Genomic DNA, 17316 nt, shown 5'->3' on the forward strand with positions numbered 1-17316 from the left:
GCGCATGAATCCCCCAGAAGCGGCTGACAAACGCGATGCGCCCCTGGTCCTGGAGATCAAGGGCGCGTCACTGGATGACGGCCCCGGTATCAGGACGGTGGTTTTTCTCAAAGGGTGTCCCCTTGACTGTGCCTGGTGCCATAACCCCGAAAGCAAAAAGACAGGGGCGGAGCTCTCCTTCGACGCGGAAAAATGCATCGGTTGCGGAGAGTGCCTGAGGGTATGCCGGCAAGGGGCCCTCGACCCCGGGTGGGGGCCGGACCGTTCCCGATGCACCCTCTGCATGGCATGCACCGAGGTGTGCCCGTCAAAGGCCCTGGAGCCTGTGGGCAGCGCCATGGAACCGGATGAGGTGGTGTCGGCGGTGTCAAAAGACATGCCCTTTTTCGACGCCTCAGGGGGAGGGGTGACCCTGTCCGGGGGCGAGCCGACCCTGTTTCCCCGATACTGTGGCGAGCTCATGCAGCGGTTCAAGGCTTGGGGCATTCACACCCTCCTTGAGACCAGCGGCCATTTCTCCCGGTCGGCCTTTGACGCCCACATCCGCCCCCACACCGATACGGTATACATTGATATCAAGCTCATCTCCCCTGAAGCCCACAAACAGTATTGCGGTGCGGGCAACGCGCGCATTCTCGCAAACCTCGAGTACCTCCTGGAACTTCACCGGGAAGGGGGGCTGGAGCTTCTCCCCAGGATTCCCCTGGTTCCCGGGATCACGGCAACCGATGAGAACATCACGGCCGTGGCCGACCATCTCAGCTCCCTGGGGGCCCGGGAGGTTCAGCTCCTGCCTTACAATCCGCTCTGGCACGGAAAAATTGTTAAACTCGGAGGCCGCGTGCCCGGTGCCCCGGGCGGGTTCATGGCACCGGAGGAAGTGGCACGATGGGAAACCTGTTTTGAAAAGCGAGGGATCGAGACCTTGTAACCACCGGCAACATTCTTACTACGAAAGGAGGCGACCATGGACTGGAAGGGTATCACCGTCTATGTGACGGGCGGTTCAAGCGGTATTGGGCTGGAGACAGCAAGGCAGCTTTTTGACAACGGGGCCCGTGTGGCGCTTTTTGCCCGGGGGGAGAAGGCGCTGACCGCCGTGGCCGGTGCCTTCAGGGCGAGATCGGATGAGCCAGAGGTGTTCTCTCTGCCCATGGATGTGTCCGACTGGGAGGATGTGAACGGCAAAATCGCTCAGGCCGTCGCCGACTTCGGGGCACCGGATGTGGTGATCAATTGCGCGGGGGTGGGGATTGCCGACCATTTCGAAAACATCGATGCCGAGGCCTTTGACAAGGTGCTGGCCATCAACGTCTCGGGGAGTCGCAACATGGCCGCGGCCACTCTGCCCTGGCTCAAGAAGAACAAGGGCGCCCTTGTCCTGATTGCGTCCTCTGCCGGCTTTATCCCTGTGTTCGGATATTCAGCGTACAGCACCTCCAAGTTTGCCGTCATGGGTTTTGCCGAGGTGCTGCGCTGTGAACTGGCGCGCTTTGAGGTGCAGGTCAGCCTGTTCTGCCCCTCCGAGGTGGACACCCCCATGCTGGAGCGGGAAAAGCCCACCATCCCCAAAGAGACCCGCGCCCTCAAGGATTTTGCCGGTGTCCTACCCGTGGACGTGGCCGCGGCCAAGCTGATCCGGGGCATTGAGCAGGGCCGGTTCCTTATTGTACCCGGTGTGCGCACCAAGCTGTTGTACTGGGTGCGTCGTCTCACCCCGGGGCCCATCTATCGGTTCGGGGCGGACTTCACGGCCATGCTGGGGGCCGCACGGGCAAATTGATATGTGGCGTGTCCGGGAACGCTGCGGGTGCCTTCCGGCCGGTCCCGTGGGGGCTGAAACCGGCCCCAAACGGGGTGGGAAGGGAGTCCATTTTGGATCTTCGACTGGTTTTAAAATAATGCTACAATATCGATTGATATTCCGGTCCCATAGTTCCCAGAGGCTGAAAGCATCGAAAAATGTGGCTTTCAGGTGTTGACATGCATGGGAGGGTCCTGTAAAAGTTTCCTCGTTCTTCGGGCGAATAACTCAGTTGGAAGAGTGCAACCCTTACAAGGTTGAAGTCACAGGTTCGAGCCCTGTTTCGCCCACCACCCAATGGGTCGTTAACTCAGTCGGTAGAGTATCTGCCTTTTAAGCAGAGAGTCACTGGTTCGAGCCCAGTACGACCCACCAGAAGACAAGCCGGCATGGCTGGCAACACATATGGCGCCTTTTGGCGTCGCTCCGGATGTCCGGGCGAATAACTCAGTTGGAAGAGTGCAACCCTTACAAGGTTGAAGTCACAGGTTCGAGCCCTGTTTCGCCCACCATCTTCCGGGTCGTTAACTCAGTTGGTAGAGTATCTGCCTTTTAAGCAGAGAGTCACTGGTTCGAGCCCAGTACGACCCACCATACATAAGGCACCTTTCGGTGTCGCCCCGGTTGACCGGGCGAATAACTCAGTTGGAAGAGTGCAACCCTTACAAGGTTGAAGTCACAGGTTCGAGCCCTGTTTCGCCCACCATCCGCGGGTCGTTAACTCAGTCGGTAGAGTATCTGCCTTTTAAGCAGAGAGTCACTGGTTCGAGCCCAGTACGACCCACCACTATGAAAAAAGCCGAAGCATTTGCTTCGGCTTTTTTCGTTGGGCCTTTTTCCGGTATCGACATCCCTTGTGGACACAGGGGCTGTATGGTAAACTTCACTAAGGAAAAAAATGATCTGCCACAGATCACCCGAAAAGGGCCCCTGACAGACACAACGCGTCTCTCATCCGTTTTCACAAACCGGATCCCACCGTCCGTGACGTCCCCATCGATCCCATCTGCCACCCGGTAAGGCCCTCCCTACATTCCATCCAAAACAAGCAAGGAGTGCCGTGTATGGATGCCAAACGATTTGACGAGGATATCAAGAAAACCTTCGAGCAGTTCGGAGAGACGGGCGTAAGCGTTCAACTCTTGTCAGCCAAGGACAGCCATGTCTCCCAACCCCCTTACGACTGGGTCCAGGTGATGATGAAAGTCATCCCCGTGGTTCCCGATCCCGAACCCTGGGCCGAGACCTGGCGATACGGCGGGGTGCTTCAGCACGACAAGATTCCGTTGCCCATCGGCATGCGGCCCATTGATGTGAGCCGCATGATCAGCGCCATTGATGCCGCCAAAAAGCTGCCGCCGGGCTTTGACCTCCAGGGGGCCTCCTGCGACCTGTACTGGGCCCTGCACCCGGACGTCAAGGAGCCGTATTATCACTTCACCTCAGGGGACCTGACCATCCTTATCGGTGCCTACAGCGGAGACGTGATGGAGCCCCAGTTCTAATAAAAAAAACGCCCCGGCAGGCGGGGCGTTTCCACGGATCATAAACAAAGCGGAGCACCGGTCAACCGGTCTCCGCTTTTTTGGTTGTGTCTCTTCCGGCAAAAGAACCGCCTGTGACGGGTCAGGCCGCCTCCGCGGGTTTTTCCTGACGCCGGTAGGCCGCAATGGAGTCCCAGGTCACCAGGGCCAGGGCGCTCCAGATCAGGAGAAAGGTGCGCACCAGGGACGGGTCCAGGGGTTCTTTGAAATAGAACACCGCCAGCAGAAAGGTGCAGGTGGGGGCCAGGTACTGGATAAACCCGATGGTAGACAGGGTCAGGGCCTTGGCGCCCAGGTTGAAAAGAAGCAGGGGCAGGGCCGTCATCAGGGACGTGCCCACGAGGAGAAGGTCCGTGGTGGCCCCTGTGTGGAGAAAGACGCCTTCTCCGCTTGCGGCCAGGTTCCCCAGGTAGAGCGAGGCCGGAACAGCCATGAGCAGGGTCTCCACGGTGAGGCCCACCAGAGGCCCTACGTCCACTACTTTGCGGATAAGGCCGTAAAAGGCAAAGCTGAAGGGCAGGGCCAGGGAGATCCAGGGCAGGGTGCCGTAATCGATGGTGAGCCAGGCCACGCCGACCCCTGCGAGGACCACGGCGATTTTCTGCCTGGTCGTGAGCCGTTCCTTTAGAAAAATCATCCCTAAAAAGACAGTGACCAGGGGGTTGATATAGTACCCCAGGCTGGTCTGCATCACGTGGCCATGGTTGATGGACCAGATGAAGAGAAACCAGTTCCCCCCCACCAGGCAGGTGGTGACGGTGAGGACGGCCAGGGTGCGAAGGCTGGTCAGGGCCTTTAAAAACGGCCCCATTTTCTTCTGGAAGACAAGGATGGGAACCAGAAAAGCCAGGGACCACACCACGCGGTGCATCAGGGTTTCAAAGGCCGGGACATGGGAGAGGTGGTTCCAGTAAAGGGGAGAGAGCCCCCAAATAAGAAAAGCCTGCATGGCAACAAGCAGGCCGACGGCGGATTCTGAACGAGACGGCATGGGACATTCCTGTAAGTCATGGGTTGCCTTGACGTCAAGGGGCAAGGCGTTAAAGATAGTGTGATAACATGGGCCGTCGGGGCTGTCGAGGAAAAGGGAGGACGTTTTTCAGGAAAAGCTGCGGGGTTTTTTACGGAGTGCTACACACATAAAATTACGGCATCCGTCGCACCATCGCACCGGTGCAAGGGTCAGGAGGTTTCGACGTGCCTTTGCGATTGACACCACCCCTTTCGCCGTTAACCTACTCACTACTCACTACTCACTACTCACTACTCACTACTCACGCCATTCAACCGTTCTGCCCCCTCAACCCCTTGAAAATAACACAGAGGTCCTGCTCGGTGACCCGGGCAAGGAGGAGGTCGTCGTAATCGGGTTCGCGGGAGCCATCGAAGGCTGCTGCCGGTTCGGGGACGGGCTGGTCCACTGCAAGGGTCCTGATGCGCGCCAGGTCCCCGGGGTTTTCCACACCCCTGTTGTTTTCGATCCAGGCCGCGCAGCTGTCGTGGGGCCCGATGAAGAGCAGGAACAGCTCGTCGTCTTTTTTGACCCCCAGCATGCGGTAGCCCTTGCCGATATCGAACTTCACGGCATGGCGGATCCGGCGTTCACCGTGGTTGCTGAGCTTACCGGCTTCGTGCAGGGGGCCCTGGCCGTTGGCGGTAAGGCGGTGGATGATGGTGTCTGCCTTGCGACCTGCGGCAACCGCCATCTTTGAGGAACGCCGCATGGCGCTGAGCTGTTTTTCAAAGCGATGGGTGAGATGGATGCAGCGAATCATGGTGCCTCCGGAAAAAATGTCGTCCCCGGCAGGCGCAAGGCTGTAAGCCCTCAGCCATGCGCCCGCCGGGTCGGACAGGACAAATCTTTCAGGTGCCGGTCATCCGCTGGGCGAATACATCCGGCACGTTATCAGTGTGGATCAGGAACAGCAGGAACCGTGGCTACCGCAGGATGAGCAGCCGCTTGAGAGTTTCAGGCTCGAGCTGAGCTTGAAGCCGACATCCTTGAAATCCACCACCAGGGGCTGGGCCTGGTTGAGGAGATCGGTTTCGATGACATACTCCATGCCCCCGATGGTATAAAGGGTGTCCCCGTCTTTCTGCATATCAACGGCCATGGCCAGTTGGGCACCGCCGCAGCCGGAGTTGAGGAAGACGCGGATGGGGGCAGGGGTTCGGTTTTCAAAGTAACGGGCGATCTCGTTTTGAGCCGCTTCGGTGACGGTAAACATGTGTTTGTGTACTCCTTTGTGTCCATGGGGGGGATGCCCCATTGGTTAAACAAGCGCATCAATAGATGCGCATAACATCTTGATTGTATGAGGCTAAAATTCGCCGGGCGTCATGTTGATCTCTGCAAGGCTGAAGACCGGACCGTCCTTGCAGACCAGCTCCTTGCCGATGTTGCAGCGGCCGCACATGCCGATGCCGCATTTCATGCGGTTTTCAAGGCTCATGATGATGCGGTCGTGGCTGTAGCCGAGTTTTTCAAGGACCGGCAGGGTGAACTTGATCATCACAGGCGGCCCGCAGACGATGGCGTAGGTGTCCTCGGAGGCGGCCGGAGCAACTTTTTCGGTGAGGGCCGGCACAAAGCCCGTGTGGTAGCCCCAGTGCGGGTCGTCGGTGGCGTCCACGGTGATGTGCATGTTGATGTCGTCCCGTTTTTCCCAGGCCATGAGCTCCTCTTTGTAGAGAAGCATCCCCGGGGTCCGGGCGCCGTAGACCACGTCGATGGTTCCGAATTTGGACCTGTTTTCCGGTTCCAGCATCATCTTGATGGAAGAACGCAGAGTGGTGAAGGCAAACCCACCGCCCACGATGAGAATGTTCTTACCGGTGAGGGTCTCCCAGGGGTACCAGTTGCCCAGGGGCCCTCGGATGCCCATGATGTCCCCCTCCTTCATGTCGTGGAGGCAGGCGGTCACCTTGCCTGTCTTGAACACGGTGAACATGACGAAGCCTTTTTCCGTAGGGGAAGAGGCAATGCCGATGGGGATCTCCCCCTGGCCGGGGATGGAAAGCTCGGCAAACTGCCCGGCCTGGTAGGCGAATTTTTCCTCATCGCCGGGGTTCAGGAAGCTGAAGGTAAAGGTCTTTAAGCTATTGTCTTCGGTGGCCGTATCGACGGCGTCGATGCGGACCGGGTAGGGTACGTACGGATTCTGCATGATGGGCTCCCCCTATGCCTGGCTGTTCATGGTGTTGCACACGTCTCGGATGTCGATGCCGGCGGGGCACTGCTCGATGCACCGTCCGCATCCCACGCACATGATGCCCTGACCGTATTTGTCCGGAAAATACTTCAACTTGTGCATGAACCGCTGCCGGGTCCGCTGCATGGGGGTCTCCCGGGGGTTGTGGCCGGAGCCGTGCCGGGTGAACAGAGAGGTCATGCAGGAGTCCCAGTTTCGGATGCGGTAGCCCGTCTCCCCGTGGACCTCGTCCTGGATGTCGAAACACCAGCAGGTGGGGCAGGCATAGGTGCAGGTGCCGCAGTTGAGGCAGGCAAAGGTGGTCTTGTTCCAGTGATCGGCCTCGTAGAGGTCCAGAACCTGAAAATGCGGTTCCAGGCCATGGAAGAGGAGATGGCTTTCTCCGCCGATGCTTTCAGGTCGGCAATGCGGGCATCGGCGCCTTCTTCGGCCGGGGTCTCAAACCCTGCTGCCTCGGCCCAGGCCGCGCCCTTGTCCGTGAGCACCCTGGCAAGGTAGTGCTCACCATTGTCCACCAGCATCACGTCCAGGCAGGACTCGTCAAAGGGCCCGGTGCCGCAGCTTGTGGAAAAATCCGTGGCAGACGGCGCCTGCACGGCCAGGCCGATCCAGGTGCAGGCCTCATAGGCTTCCACCACATAGGGATCCTTGTACTCCTCGGTGTCAAAGTTAAGGCGGACAAGTTGGAGCGCTTTGGCGTCGTTGGGGCGGATTCCCACCACCGCACGGGGGCGGGTGTCAATCTTTACGGCCTCGTAGATATCTTTTTTCGGGTCCCCTTCCTTGAACGAGCAGGTCATCATCACCTGGGAAGGCGGAAACACGACGCCTTTAGGAGACAGACGGGTCTGACTGCCGTCCATGATGGGGTACTCGCTCTCTTTCAGCTCCCGAAAGCCCGGGACCTCTCCATCCGGAGCGGGTCCCACAAGGGCGTAGGCTTGCCGCGCACGGTCCAGCCCCTCGGTCCAACATGATTTATCGATACGTAATATGGTCATCGGTATGATCCTTTATGTGCTGTCACCCAGGATTCGATGAGTTCCAGTAAACCGCATCGGTCAGTGAGTTTCCTGGTTCCGGCCATAGCGCCAGACCCTGCTCTGCCCGGGAAACCGGAAAAGGCAGGCTGCAACCTGGGCATGCCCTGGTTACAGAATAAACGCTTCCGGGTCGTCGAGGCGGAAGGTGTCCTGTGCCGGGCGGGTCTCGATGGTGAGGCCCGCTTCAAATCCCCAGTTCTCTTCCACGGCCTTTTCCATCTTGCGCGTCAGGAGCCGCACGGGCACGCCCATGGGGCAGGCCGATTCGCAGGCCCCGCAGTCGGTGCAGCGACCGGCGCAGTGGATGGCCCGGAGCATATGGTAGGTGCGCACATCCACAGGGTCGGTGCCCTTGCCCACCCACTGAGGACGGGATTCTTCCGTGAAACAGGTGGGGCAGTAACACAAGGGGCACGCGTTTTTGCAGGCGTAACACCGGGTGCACGCGGAGAGGGCCTCCTCGAAAAAAGCCCATTTTTCCGCACTGGGCTTGGCCTCGATCTCCCGGATATCGGCGTAGCGGTCGATGCCCTGGGGCTCGGGAACGGCATCGCCTGCCATGGTATCGGAGATCACCGGGTTGGGGTGAGCGCAGAGGGTGCAGTTCTGGCGCAGCAGCTCTGCCCTGGGAATGCGCTTCTCATCCGTGGCGGACGTAAGGACCAGAACCTCTCCGTCTTCCTGCATGGCCAGGATCTCGCCCCCTGCGGCATCCATGGCCTTTTGGGGATCAATCATGCCGGTGCAGGGGACGCCGATGACCACCACATCCTCACGCTTCACGCGGTTCTCAACGATGTGCCCCACGATGTTCCGGGAATCGCACCCCTTGGCAACCACCGCCACCTTGCCCATCTCTTTGTTGAGATAAGCGGCCAGGTTGAGGCGGCAGTTGGCGTCCCAGGTGAGCTTTTCTGCGTCGTCGGGGGTTGTGGCCATGAAGGGCTCGGTGGAGAGGGGCAGGCTCCCTTTTTTAAAGCCGATGACCGCTTCCACCTCTCCTTTGGCGAGGAGCTCCTTTGCCGTGGTCCGGATTGTTTCTACGATGGCATTCATGCGGCAGTCTCCTCGGGGCTCTCTTTGATCAACACGGTGGCGGGCCCGAGGGCTTTCACCTCGTCAATGACCTTGTTGGCCACCTCGGCAAACTTCACCCCTTCGGCGGACGAGATCCACGAGAAGTGGAGACGCCCCGGTTCGATGCCGTTGAACTCCAGCATCTCCTTGAGGAGGGTGAACTTGCGCCGGGCATAATAGTTTCCTTCGATGTAGTGGCAGTCCCCGGGGTGGCACCCGGAGATCCACACCCCGTCGGCTCCTTTGCGAAGGGCCGCCAGGACCATTTTGGGCGAGATGCGGCCCGAGCAGGGCACGCGGATCACCCGCATGTTGGGGGGATATTGAAAACGGCTCACACCCGCCAGGTCGGCGGCGCCGTAACTGCACCAGTTGCAGAGAAACGTGACAATTTTCGGTTCAAACGAACTCATTGGTGTTCTCCTGTATCTTAAACGCCTTGCCTCCGGCGGCCCTGCCGGGGGCCAAGCTTTTGAAAAGTTTGACAAACAGGTCTTGAGCAAGTCTTTCCAGGCTTCGCCGAAATAATTTCGACTTTTCTATTATGGAAAGTTTTTTGCGGAGCTTTTTTTCAAAAAAGCGACCCGCCGGAGGCCAGCTGAGTGGTTACATGGTTACGGGCCTAAATGTTGTCGATCATGGCCATGAGCTGGGCCTCTTCAAACCCTTTGAGTTGCAGGGCGCCGGAGCGGCAGGAGGCGACACAGGCGCCGCACCCTTTGCAGATCACGGGGTTGATGATGGCCTTGCCTTCGTCCCGGCCCGATGCCTGGAGGCTCGGGGCGTTGTAGGGACAGACCGCCACACAGACCCCGCACCCACTGCAAAGGGAGGGGTTGACCTCGGCCACGTTTCCGCTGGTGTTGATGGTCTTGCCCGAGAGCAGGCGCGTGGCGCTGGAGGCGGCGGCCTGGGCCTGGGCGATGGATTCGTCCACCGGCTTGGGATAATGGGCCAGGCCGCAGAGGAAGACACCGTCCACAGCAAAGTCCGAGGGCGCCAGCTTCACGTGGGCCTCGGCAAAGAAGCCCTCGTCGTTGATGGGCACCTTGAAGAACTGGGCCAACTTTTCGTCCCGGTGGGGAACCACGGCCGCAGCCAGGGTGAGCAGGTCTGCCTTGATGGCCAGGGGCCGATTGAGCACGTGGTCGGTGACGGTGACCGTCAGGCAGTCCCCGCTGTTATCCACCACGGGTTTGTCATCCACGTTGTAGCGGACAAAGATCACGCCTTTTTCCCGGGCCTCTTTGTAGAGGGCTTCGCGCTCGCCGTAGGTTCGGATGTCCCGGTAGAGCACAAACACCTTCATCTCGGGGTTCTTCTCTTTGAGGTGCAGGGCCGAGGACATGGTGTGGGTGCAGCAGATGCGGGAGCAGTAGGGACGCCCCGGCTCCCGGGAACCCACGCACTGGATGAAAACGGCGCAGCTTGCCTTCTCCAGCATGGGATCGTTTGCGATGAATTTTTCGTCCAGCTCCAGGCCGGTCAGGACACGCGGATCCTTGCCGTAGAGGTACTCGTCCGGTGTGTGCTCGGAAGCGCCGGTGGCAATGACGGTGACCCCGTGCTCGGCCTGTGTGTTCTTGTCCTTTTGGGAAATGGTGGATGAGAAGTTGCCCACAAAGCCTTCCACTTCGGAGAGTTCGGCCCCCAGGAACAGATCGATGTTGGGGTCGGCTTCCACCTCGGCGCTCATGGCTTTCAGGCCCTGTTGAATGGACTCGCCCTTGGAGGTGGTGAACAGGCTGTTGGCCTGGCCGCCTAAACGATCTTCTTTTTCCACGATGGAGACGTGGTACCCCTGGCCGGAGAGGGCTCTTGCTGCGGCCATACCCGAGAGCCCACCGCCCACCACCAGGGCGTTCTGGTCGATGGAGAGTTCGGCTTCGGTGAGAGGCGTGAAAAGAGCCACCTTGGCCACGGCCATGCGCACCATCTCCATGGCTTTTTCCGTGGCTTCGGCCGGGTGGTCCTTGTGGACCCAGGAGTTGTGGTTCCGGATGTTGACCATCTCAAAGAGGTACTTGTTGAGCCCTGCGTTGATGAGGGTCTCCTGAAAGAGCGGGTCGTGGGTCCTGGGAGAGCAGGCCGCCACCACGATGCGGTTGAGCTTCTGCTCCTTGATCACCTTGGTCATGGCGTCCTGGGTGTCCTGGGAGCAGGAGTAGAGGTTGTCTCCCACATACTCCACAAAGGGGAGGTCTTTGGCAAAATCCCGCACGGCGGGCACATCCACAACGCTGCCGATGTTGATGCCGCAGTGGCAGACAAAGACTCCGACCCGCGGGCGCTCGCCCGAGATGTCGGTCTCTTCAGGAGTTGCCACGGCCTTGGTGAGGGTGCCCCGGGCCGAGGTGAGGGCAGCCCCTGCGGACAGGGCGGCAGAGCCCGCCTCGATGACCGACTGGGGAATGTCCTTGGGTCCCTGGAGGGCGCCGCAGACAAAGACCCCGTCCCGGGTGGTGGCCACGGGGTTGAAGGAGTCGGTTTTGCAAAAGCCTCCGGGGGTGAGCTCCACGCCCATGGTGTGGGCGAGCTCTTTCACCTCGTCTGAGATCTCCATCCCCACGGAGAGGACCACCAGGTCGTAGATTTCCCGGGTCACCTTGCCCGTGGCCTCGTCCACGTAGTCGATGACCTGGCCCACCTCGTCTCCAACCTGGCTGAAGACCGAGTGAACGCGGCATCGTACAAAACGGATCCCGTGCTTCTCTTTCGCCTCGTTGTAGCAGCTCTCAAAGCCTTTGCCGTGGGTCCGCATGTCCATGTAGAAGATGGTGCAGTCCAGGCTCGGGTCGTGCTCCTTGGCGATGATGGCCTGCTTGATGGCGTACATGCAGCAGACGCTGGAGCAGTGGCCGTTGTCGCAGGTGTTGATGTCCCGGGAGCCGATGCACTGGAGCCAGGCGATCTTCCGGGGCTCGGCGTGGTCGCTCATGCGCACCACGTGGCCCTGGTTGGGGCCCGAGGCGGAGAGGAGGCGCTCGAATTCCAGGGAGGTCACCACATCCGGGCTCTTGTCGTAATTGTAGATGGCTTTTCCGCTGGGGTCGTAGGCCTTGAATCCCGGTGCCAGGATGATGGAGCCCACGTTGAGGGAGAGGGTCTTGTCCGTGTCCTCATAGTTGATGGCCCCGGCAGGGCAGGTTTTTTCGCAGATGCCGCACTTGCCCTTGGTGAGTTTGATGCAGTTGTCGGCGTCGATGCAGTACTTCAGGGGCACGGCCTGGGGGTAGAGGGCGTAGATGGCTTTGCGTTTCACCAGGCCCTGGTTGTAGACGTCTTCCACTTTTTTGGGGCACTTCTCGGTGCAGGCGCCGCAGGCGATGCACTTGTCCATGTCCACGTAGCGGGCCTTCTGGAAGACCTCCACCGTAAAATCACCCTTTTCCCCTGAGACCCCTTTGATCTCGGCAAGGGTGAGGAGCTCGATGTTCATGTGGCGCCCCACCTCCACGAGCTTGGGGGACATGATGCACATGGAGCAGTCGTTGGTGGGGAAGGTTTTGTCCAGCTGGGCCATGACCCCGCCGATGGAAGGTGCCTTTTCCACCATGTAGACTTTGTACCCCGAGTTGGCCAGGTCCAGGGCGGCCTGGATGCCGCCGATGCCGCCCCCGGCAATGAGTACCGATCCGATGGTTTGTTTTGCAGTCATTTCCAGTCTCCTTACAGCCCGTAGTCGGCCAGGTCCGGCCCGAGCAGCGGGCGCTCGTTTTCTCCCAGGATCCCCAGAGAGAGGCAGATGAGGGTCCAGAGGTGCACGGTGTGGTACGTTCCCTCAAAGTGGTGGCCGATGTCCTCCACCTGGGCGTGGCAGTTGTGGCAGGGGGTGATGACGTAGTCGGCCCCGGTGGTCTGGATCTGATCGAACTTCACTTTGCCGTACGCCTGGCGCTCGTCCGTGAAACCGGCCTGGAGGGAGCCCCCTCCGCCGCCGCAGCAAAAGTTCATGGAGCGGTTGGGCACCATGTCGATGAAGTTCTCCTCGCCCACCACTTTTTTCACCACAAAGCGCAGGTCGTCGGCCAGTTTGTCCCCCAGGGATTTGCGGACCACGTTGCAGGGGTCCTGGACGGTGAATTTGATGCCGCCTGTGTTCCAGTCGGAGTTGACCGGGAGTTTTCCTTCGCGGATCCATTTGGCGTAGTACTCGATGATGCTTCGGAACTCAAAGTTGTGGGGAATGTTGAACCGGCGCAGGCCCTGCCAGACCGCATAGAAGGAGTGGCCGCACTCGGTGTTGATGAACACCTTGCAGCCGAGCTTTTCGATGTGCTCCACCTGTGCGCGGATGATTTTTTCCCAGGATTCGTCATCGGCCAGGAACATGCAGTAGTTCTCGCCGCCCCACATTTTGGAGTAGTAGGTCCAGTCCGCCCCCACGGTGTGGAGGATCTTCCACAGGGGAAGGAGCTCATCGGGCTCGGTGACGGGCTCCCGGGAGTTCTGGTTGAGGGCAAAATAGGCGCCCTCCCGGTCCAGGTCGGCCCGGAGCTCTTCAAACCCGGGCTGCTCGCGGCACTCCTCGGCCAGGTCCTCGATGGTGAACTTGAAATCCTCCAGGGGGACGCCCATGGCGCCGCCCTCGGAGTTGATGTGGTGGTCGCAGGAGCCGAGGATCCCTTTGGGTCGTTCCTCCCGTGGCCACTCCGCCCGCAGGTCGTAGATGAGCTGGGGGATGTTGATGCTCATGGGGCAGGCGTCGTAACACCGTTTGCACATGGTGCAGACCCATACCCAGGGGTGGCGATCCAGCTGTTCATCCATGCCAAGGACCGCCATGCGCAAAAACCTGCGCGGGTCCATGCCCATCTGTCCTGTTGCCGGGCAGCCGCTTGCGCAGGTGCCGCAGGTGAGGCAGGCGCTCAAGTTCCCGTCCGGGATCATGGCCAGGGCCTTGTCTCGGATTCGCGATGGGGTTCCGGTTACTTCCAGTGGTTCAATCATTGTGTGGTCGTCTCCTCTTCAAACAACGTCTCGCTCCGCCACCCGATGCATGCACCTCGGGTGGGCGGGATGTAAGATTCCCGTGGTCGACGGAAATGGTGTCCACAATTGTCAGGAGCCCGGTCCGTTAAGACCAGGCAGGGGAGGTGAAGAGGAAATGGGCCGTCTGGATAAAAAGGCGGGCACATTTCCGGGTATCACCTGACGCACGCACGAGGGGCGTGCTTACCGGCAACGGAAATCCGCCGAGCACGGGCGGATTTTGTTGCTCTGTCAGTTGTACCCGGATGGAAATCGCATCTTGTCTCCAGTGCAGTGAGGTATGGGGGAACGAAAGTCCCTGGAGCCCCTTATGTATACGGGCAACGGGTCGGTCCATGGGATTCGGTTTAGTGATATATAGACGTATTAAATATGTCAAATAGGAATATTGAATATTGCTATCAGAAAATATCGAGGAAATAAATTGTTCCGTTGCGGGCAAAAACAGTGACGTCATGGGGCGGGAGAGCCTGTGTCCGCCAGTTATTCATCTCCGGAACGTGGCGGAATAAACGCGCACTCACCCCTGAAATTTACCTGTCTTCTTTGGAAGCACAGGGGCACACGTACCTTAGGATAATTTGCACCGGAAAAACTGAATGGGATTCATATCGTCCTTGAGAGAGCTGCGGTTCGGGAGGCAACTGCCAGAGAAATGCCCCAAGGGCGTCGACCTGTTTTTACCTTGGGTTCAGCGCGGCAAAGCCTCGCCACTGACGGTGTGCTCACGGTTCGGATGATGCTGTTCAGGGAACCTGTCATGCATTGTTGAACCATGGCCTGTATGTTCTGTGTTTAAGGCGTGATAGGTGTCGAGGGAAATTAATTTGGTAAATTTTACTAAATTGTGAGTTCCTTTTGGCGATACGTATTTTAATCACTATCATTTACAAAATAGAAAGAAGAACAGTCTCACAAACCATTGGGCATGGGCCGGTATTGGTGTCCATTCCGGGAAATGATTCTTCTAAACGGGGGGAAATAGCGAGGAGAATTTTAGGAAAGTAAGAACATACAAAAGAAATATACCGAGATGTTCACCACGTGCGGGAGTGACTGCGGTCTCGCCTCGGATCCGTTGAGGGGATCCCTCAGATTTGGTCGGCAGCATCCCATGCTGCCGTGACACGGATGTCACATCAAAGATGATAAGGAGTTGTAATGTTCAAGAAGGTCTCAATCAAGGCAAGGATCTATATCATCATCGGTATGGTCTTTCTTCTCTTCAGCGGCATGCTGGTCGGATCATTCAAGATCGGTTCCATAGCAAGGGACGCCGGGATCCATGAAGCCGGAGAGGTGATGCTGAAGGGGCAGAAGGAAAAGCTCAAGGTGGCCACCCACGCCATGGCCCTGGCTTTGGGCAATGCCCTTCAAAAAGCGCCGGAATCCGAGTCGGTGGAGGACGTTGTTCGAGAGATCATCGTTCCCATTCGGTTTGAAGAAGACCGGTCCGGCTATTTTTTTGTCTATGACGGGTTTAAAGTGGTGTGCAATGCAGCCAACCTGTCCCTGACCGGAGAAAACAGAAAAAATTCCAAGGACGCCAACGGCGTCTACTACCTCATTGAGCTTGAAAAAGCCGCCAGCGCCGGGGGCGGATTCGTCTCCTACAGCTTCCAGAAACCCGGAAAAGGGGTGCAGCCCAAGATCGGCTACGCCGAGAAGATTCCCGGAACATCCTACTGGGTCGGGTCGGGCGTCTACATCGACAACATCGAAGAAGAAAAGGCTGTTATCCAGAAAGTGATCGCGGGAGACGTCTCCCGGGGCGTGACTCTGGTGGCGGGGATCGCAGGCGGGTTCTTTCTTCTTATTATCATGCCCGTGACCCTGATGATGGCCGTTGCCATTACCCGTTCCCTGCGGCAGGCCATCAACGGCCTCAAGGACATCGCCGAAGGGGAAGGGGACCTGACCACGCGACTTGCCATCACCAATGAAGATGAAACCGGGGAGCTCGCCCGCTGGATCAACGTGTTTATCGAAAATCTGCAGACCATTGTCCGGGACGTGGCGGAAAATGCCATGGGCCTTAACAGCGCCTCCACGGAACTCTCTGCCGTGGCCACCCAGCTCTCCCAGGGTGCCGACGAAGCCTCCTCCCGTTCAGACAGCGTGGCGGCCGCCGCCGAAGAGATGAACGTCACCATGACCTCTGTGGCCGCAGCCAGCGAGCAGGCCTCCACCAACGTGGGCATGGTGGCCGCCGCCTCCGAGGAGATGAGCGTCACGGTCCAGGAGATCGCCTCAAATTCCGAAAAGGCAAGCGGGATTACCCAGGGCGCCGTGTCAAAGGCAAAGACAGCCACGGAAAAAGTGGACCTCCTGGGCGTGTCGGCTGATGAGATCAGCAAGGTCACCGAGGCCATCACCGACATCTCGGAGCAGACCAACCTCCTGGCCCTGAACGCCACCATCGAGGCGGCCCGGGCCGGTGAAGCGGGCAAAGGCTTTGCTGTTGTGGCCAACGAAATCAAAGCCCTTGCCGCCCAGACCTCCGAGGCCACCCAGGAGATCAAGCGTCAGGTGGAGGGCATCCAGGGATCCACCCGGGAGACCGTAACGGAGATCCGCTCCATCTCCGACGTCATCGTCGAGGTTAACGACATCGTCTCCACCATCGCCGCGTCAGTGGAAGAGCAGGCCGTTACCACCCGGGAGATCTCCGGCAACGTGGCCCAGGCCGCCCAGGGCATCGAAGAGGTCAACGGCAACGTGGCCGAGACCTCCATGGTCTCGGAGAACATCGCCCGGGAGATCAGCGCCGTAAACGCCGGAAGCGCCGAGATCGCATCCAGCAGCACCATGGTGAGCACCAGCGCCGAAGAGCTCTCCCGGCTTTCGGAGTCTTTGACGTCCATGGTGTCGAGGTTTAAGGTATGACAAAACGGGAAAAACAGGTAAGAGGCGATAGGTCATAGGCAAATAAAAAGTATGCATTTGCCGAAAACAAAAAGCGCCTCCACATGTGCTGTGGAGGCGCTTTGTTTTTCTATAACCTTTTTTTCCTGTTGTTCCTAATTTATACTCGGCCCCTCCATAAAATCAGTCTCCTGCATGGGACCGTGGAACACCTCGATGCGGGTGCGGATGGATTCGAACTCTTCATCGCCGATGACGCCCTGAACTTTGAGCCAGTGGAATTTGCGAATCTCTTCGCCGGGGTCGTTGGCGTAATCGATCTCTCCGTACCAGGAGAGAAGCTGGCTTTTGCGTCGCTTCATGAGCTCGTCAAAGATTTCGTCATAGCGATTGTCGTTGATCAGGTAAATCTCCCCGGATTCGGTTTTCAGCACCGTATACCGGGTGAAGGCAAACCGGTAGATGAGCAGGCAGATGGATGCTGCAAGGGGAAGGTAGAGGGCTGGGCCCGCCTGTTGAGACGGCATGGCAAACCATGTGAGGAGGCTGCACAGCCAGACGATCATGAGCACGGCCGCTGTGTTTCGAAACCAGGGATTTCGTGCTTCCACCATGGTCGTCTCCATGGGGATGTCGGCGTAATACACCCCGAAAGACCGAGATCCTGATTCCTGACCCATGGCGTAGGTCAGGCGTTCCTTTTCAAAGGTGAAGCGCGTCCTGTTCAGGTAGCGTTTCTGTTCTATCTCCATGCATCCCTCCGGAGATGGCTGGGTTTA

General features: G+C 58.8%; 15 protein-coding genes and 6 tRNA genes. 10 read left to right on the forward strand and 11 right to left on the reverse strand.

The window, feature by feature from the left end; all coding sequences use genetic code 11:
• The first annotated feature begins 4 nt into the window (after positions 1 to 4).
• From ACOYW2_RS10390 to ACOYW2_RS10430, 9 genes are all read left to right on the forward strand, one after another.
• Positions 5 to 931 (forward strand): glycyl-radical enzyme activating protein, encoded by a 927-nt coding sequence (locus tag ACOYW2_RS10390; RefSeq protein WP_482770352.1) that lies wholly within the window; start codon positions 5 to 7, stop codon positions 929 to 931.
• A 36-nt stretch (positions 932 to 967) separates the two neighbouring features.
• Positions 968 to 1783, forward strand: coding sequence for an SDR family NAD(P)-dependent oxidoreductase (locus ACOYW2_RS10395; protein ID WP_482416389.1), 816 nt, complete (start codon positions 968 to 970; stop codon positions 1781 to 1783).
• A gap of 238 nt (positions 1784 to 2021) precedes the next feature.
• Positions 2022 to 2097, forward strand: a tRNA-Val gene (locus ACOYW2_RS10400).
• A 6-nt stretch (positions 2098 to 2103) separates the two neighbouring features.
• Positions 2104 to 2179, forward strand: a tRNA-Lys gene (locus ACOYW2_RS10405).
• A 61-nt stretch (positions 2180 to 2240) separates the two neighbouring features.
• A tRNA-Val gene (locus tag ACOYW2_RS10410) sits at positions 2241 to 2316 on the forward strand.
• A 6-nt stretch (positions 2317 to 2322) separates the two neighbouring features.
• Positions 2323 to 2398, forward strand: a tRNA-Lys gene (locus ACOYW2_RS10415).
• 36 nt (positions 2399 to 2434) lie between these two features.
• Positions 2435 to 2510, forward strand: a tRNA-Val gene (locus ACOYW2_RS10420).
• A gap of 5 nt (positions 2511 to 2515) precedes the next feature.
• A tRNA-Lys gene (locus ACOYW2_RS10425) sits at positions 2516 to 2591 on the forward strand.
• Between the two features lie 277 nt (positions 2592 to 2868).
• Positions 2869 to 3309, forward strand: a complete 441-nt coding sequence (locus ACOYW2_RS10430) for a hypothetical protein (RefSeq protein WP_482416388.1) — start codon at positions 2869 to 2871, stop codon at positions 3307 to 3309.
• A gap of 121 nt (positions 3310 to 3430) precedes the next feature.
• Here the strand turns inward: ACOYW2_RS10430 and rarD are convergent, their stop codons facing one another.
• From rarD to ACOYW2_RS10480, 10 genes are all read right to left on the reverse strand, one after another.
• Positions 3431 to 4339, reverse strand: a complete 909-nt coding sequence (gene rarD / locus ACOYW2_RS10435) for an EamA family transporter RarD (protein ID WP_482416387.1) — start codon at positions 4337 to 4339, stop codon at positions 3431 to 3433.
• A gap of 292 nt (positions 4340 to 4631) precedes the next feature.
• Positions 4632 to 5123, reverse strand: a complete 492-nt coding sequence (locus tag ACOYW2_RS10440) for a hypothetical protein (RefSeq protein ID WP_482416386.1) — start codon at positions 5121 to 5123, stop codon at positions 4632 to 4634.
• A 141-nt stretch (positions 5124 to 5264) separates the two neighbouring features.
• Positions 5265 to 5576: an IscA/HesB family protein gene (locus tag ACOYW2_RS10445; RefSeq protein ID WP_482416385.1), complete on the reverse strand. Its 312-nt coding sequence runs from the start codon at positions 5574 to 5576 to the stop codon at positions 5265 to 5267.
• Between the two features lie 93 nt (positions 5577 to 5669).
• Complete coding sequence (locus tag ACOYW2_RS10450; RefSeq protein ID WP_482770353.1) at positions 5670 to 6515, reverse strand: FAD/NAD(P)-binding protein; 846 nt, start codon at positions 6513 to 6515, stop codon at positions 5670 to 5672.
• A 12-nt stretch (positions 6516 to 6527) separates the two neighbouring features.
• Complete coding sequence (locus tag ACOYW2_RS10455) at positions 6528 to 6797, reverse strand: 4Fe-4S dicluster domain-containing protein (RefSeq protein ID WP_482423706.1); 270 nt, start codon at positions 6795 to 6797, stop codon at positions 6528 to 6530.
• Complete coding sequence (locus tag ACOYW2_RS10460; protein WP_482770354.1) at positions 6737 to 7561, reverse strand: hypothetical protein; 825 nt, start codon at positions 7559 to 7561, stop codon at positions 6737 to 6739. The genes ACOYW2_RS10455 and ACOYW2_RS10460 overlap by 61 nt, the downstream gene beginning before the upstream one ends.
• A 150-nt stretch (positions 7562 to 7711) precedes the next feature.
• Positions 7712 to 8659, reverse strand: a complete 948-nt coding sequence (locus ACOYW2_RS10465; RefSeq protein WP_482770355.1) for a 4Fe-4S ferredoxin — start codon at positions 8657 to 8659, stop codon at positions 7712 to 7714.
• Positions 8656 to 9093 (reverse strand): hydrogenase iron-sulfur subunit, encoded by a 438-nt coding sequence (locus tag ACOYW2_RS10470; protein WP_482416381.1) that lies wholly within the window; start codon positions 9091 to 9093, stop codon positions 8656 to 8658. Before ACOYW2_RS10470 ends, ACOYW2_RS10465 begins: the two co-directional genes overlap by 4 nt.
• Before the next feature lie 209 nt (positions 9094 to 9302).
• A complete protein-coding gene (locus ACOYW2_RS10475; protein WP_482770356.1) occupies positions 9303 to 12338 on the reverse strand; it encodes an FAD-dependent oxidoreductase in 3036 nt (1011 codons plus the stop codon).
• Positions 12339 to 12349: 11 nt separating this feature from the next.
• Positions 12350 to 13630, reverse strand: a complete 1281-nt coding sequence (locus ACOYW2_RS10480) for a (Fe-S)-binding protein (RefSeq protein ID WP_482770357.1) — start codon at positions 13628 to 13630, stop codon at positions 12350 to 12352.
• A gap of 1203 nt (positions 13631 to 14833) precedes the next feature.
• Here ACOYW2_RS10480 and ACOYW2_RS10485 point away from each other — a divergent pair.
• Complete coding sequence (locus ACOYW2_RS10485; protein ID WP_482770358.1) at positions 14834 to 16558, forward strand: methyl-accepting chemotaxis protein; 1725 nt, start codon at positions 14834 to 14836, stop codon at positions 16556 to 16558.
• A 134-nt stretch (positions 16559 to 16692) separates the two neighbouring features.
• Here the strand turns inward: ACOYW2_RS10485 and ACOYW2_RS10490 are convergent, their stop codons facing one another.
• On the reverse strand, positions 16693 to 17289 hold the full coding sequence (locus ACOYW2_RS10490; protein ID WP_482770359.1) for a hypothetical protein: 597 nt from the start codon (positions 17287 to 17289) through the stop codon (positions 16693 to 16695).
• Positions 17290 to 17316 lie beyond the last annotated feature (27 nt).

The sequence above is a fragment of the Desulfoluna sp. CLI2B genome (genome assembly GCF_056847375.1).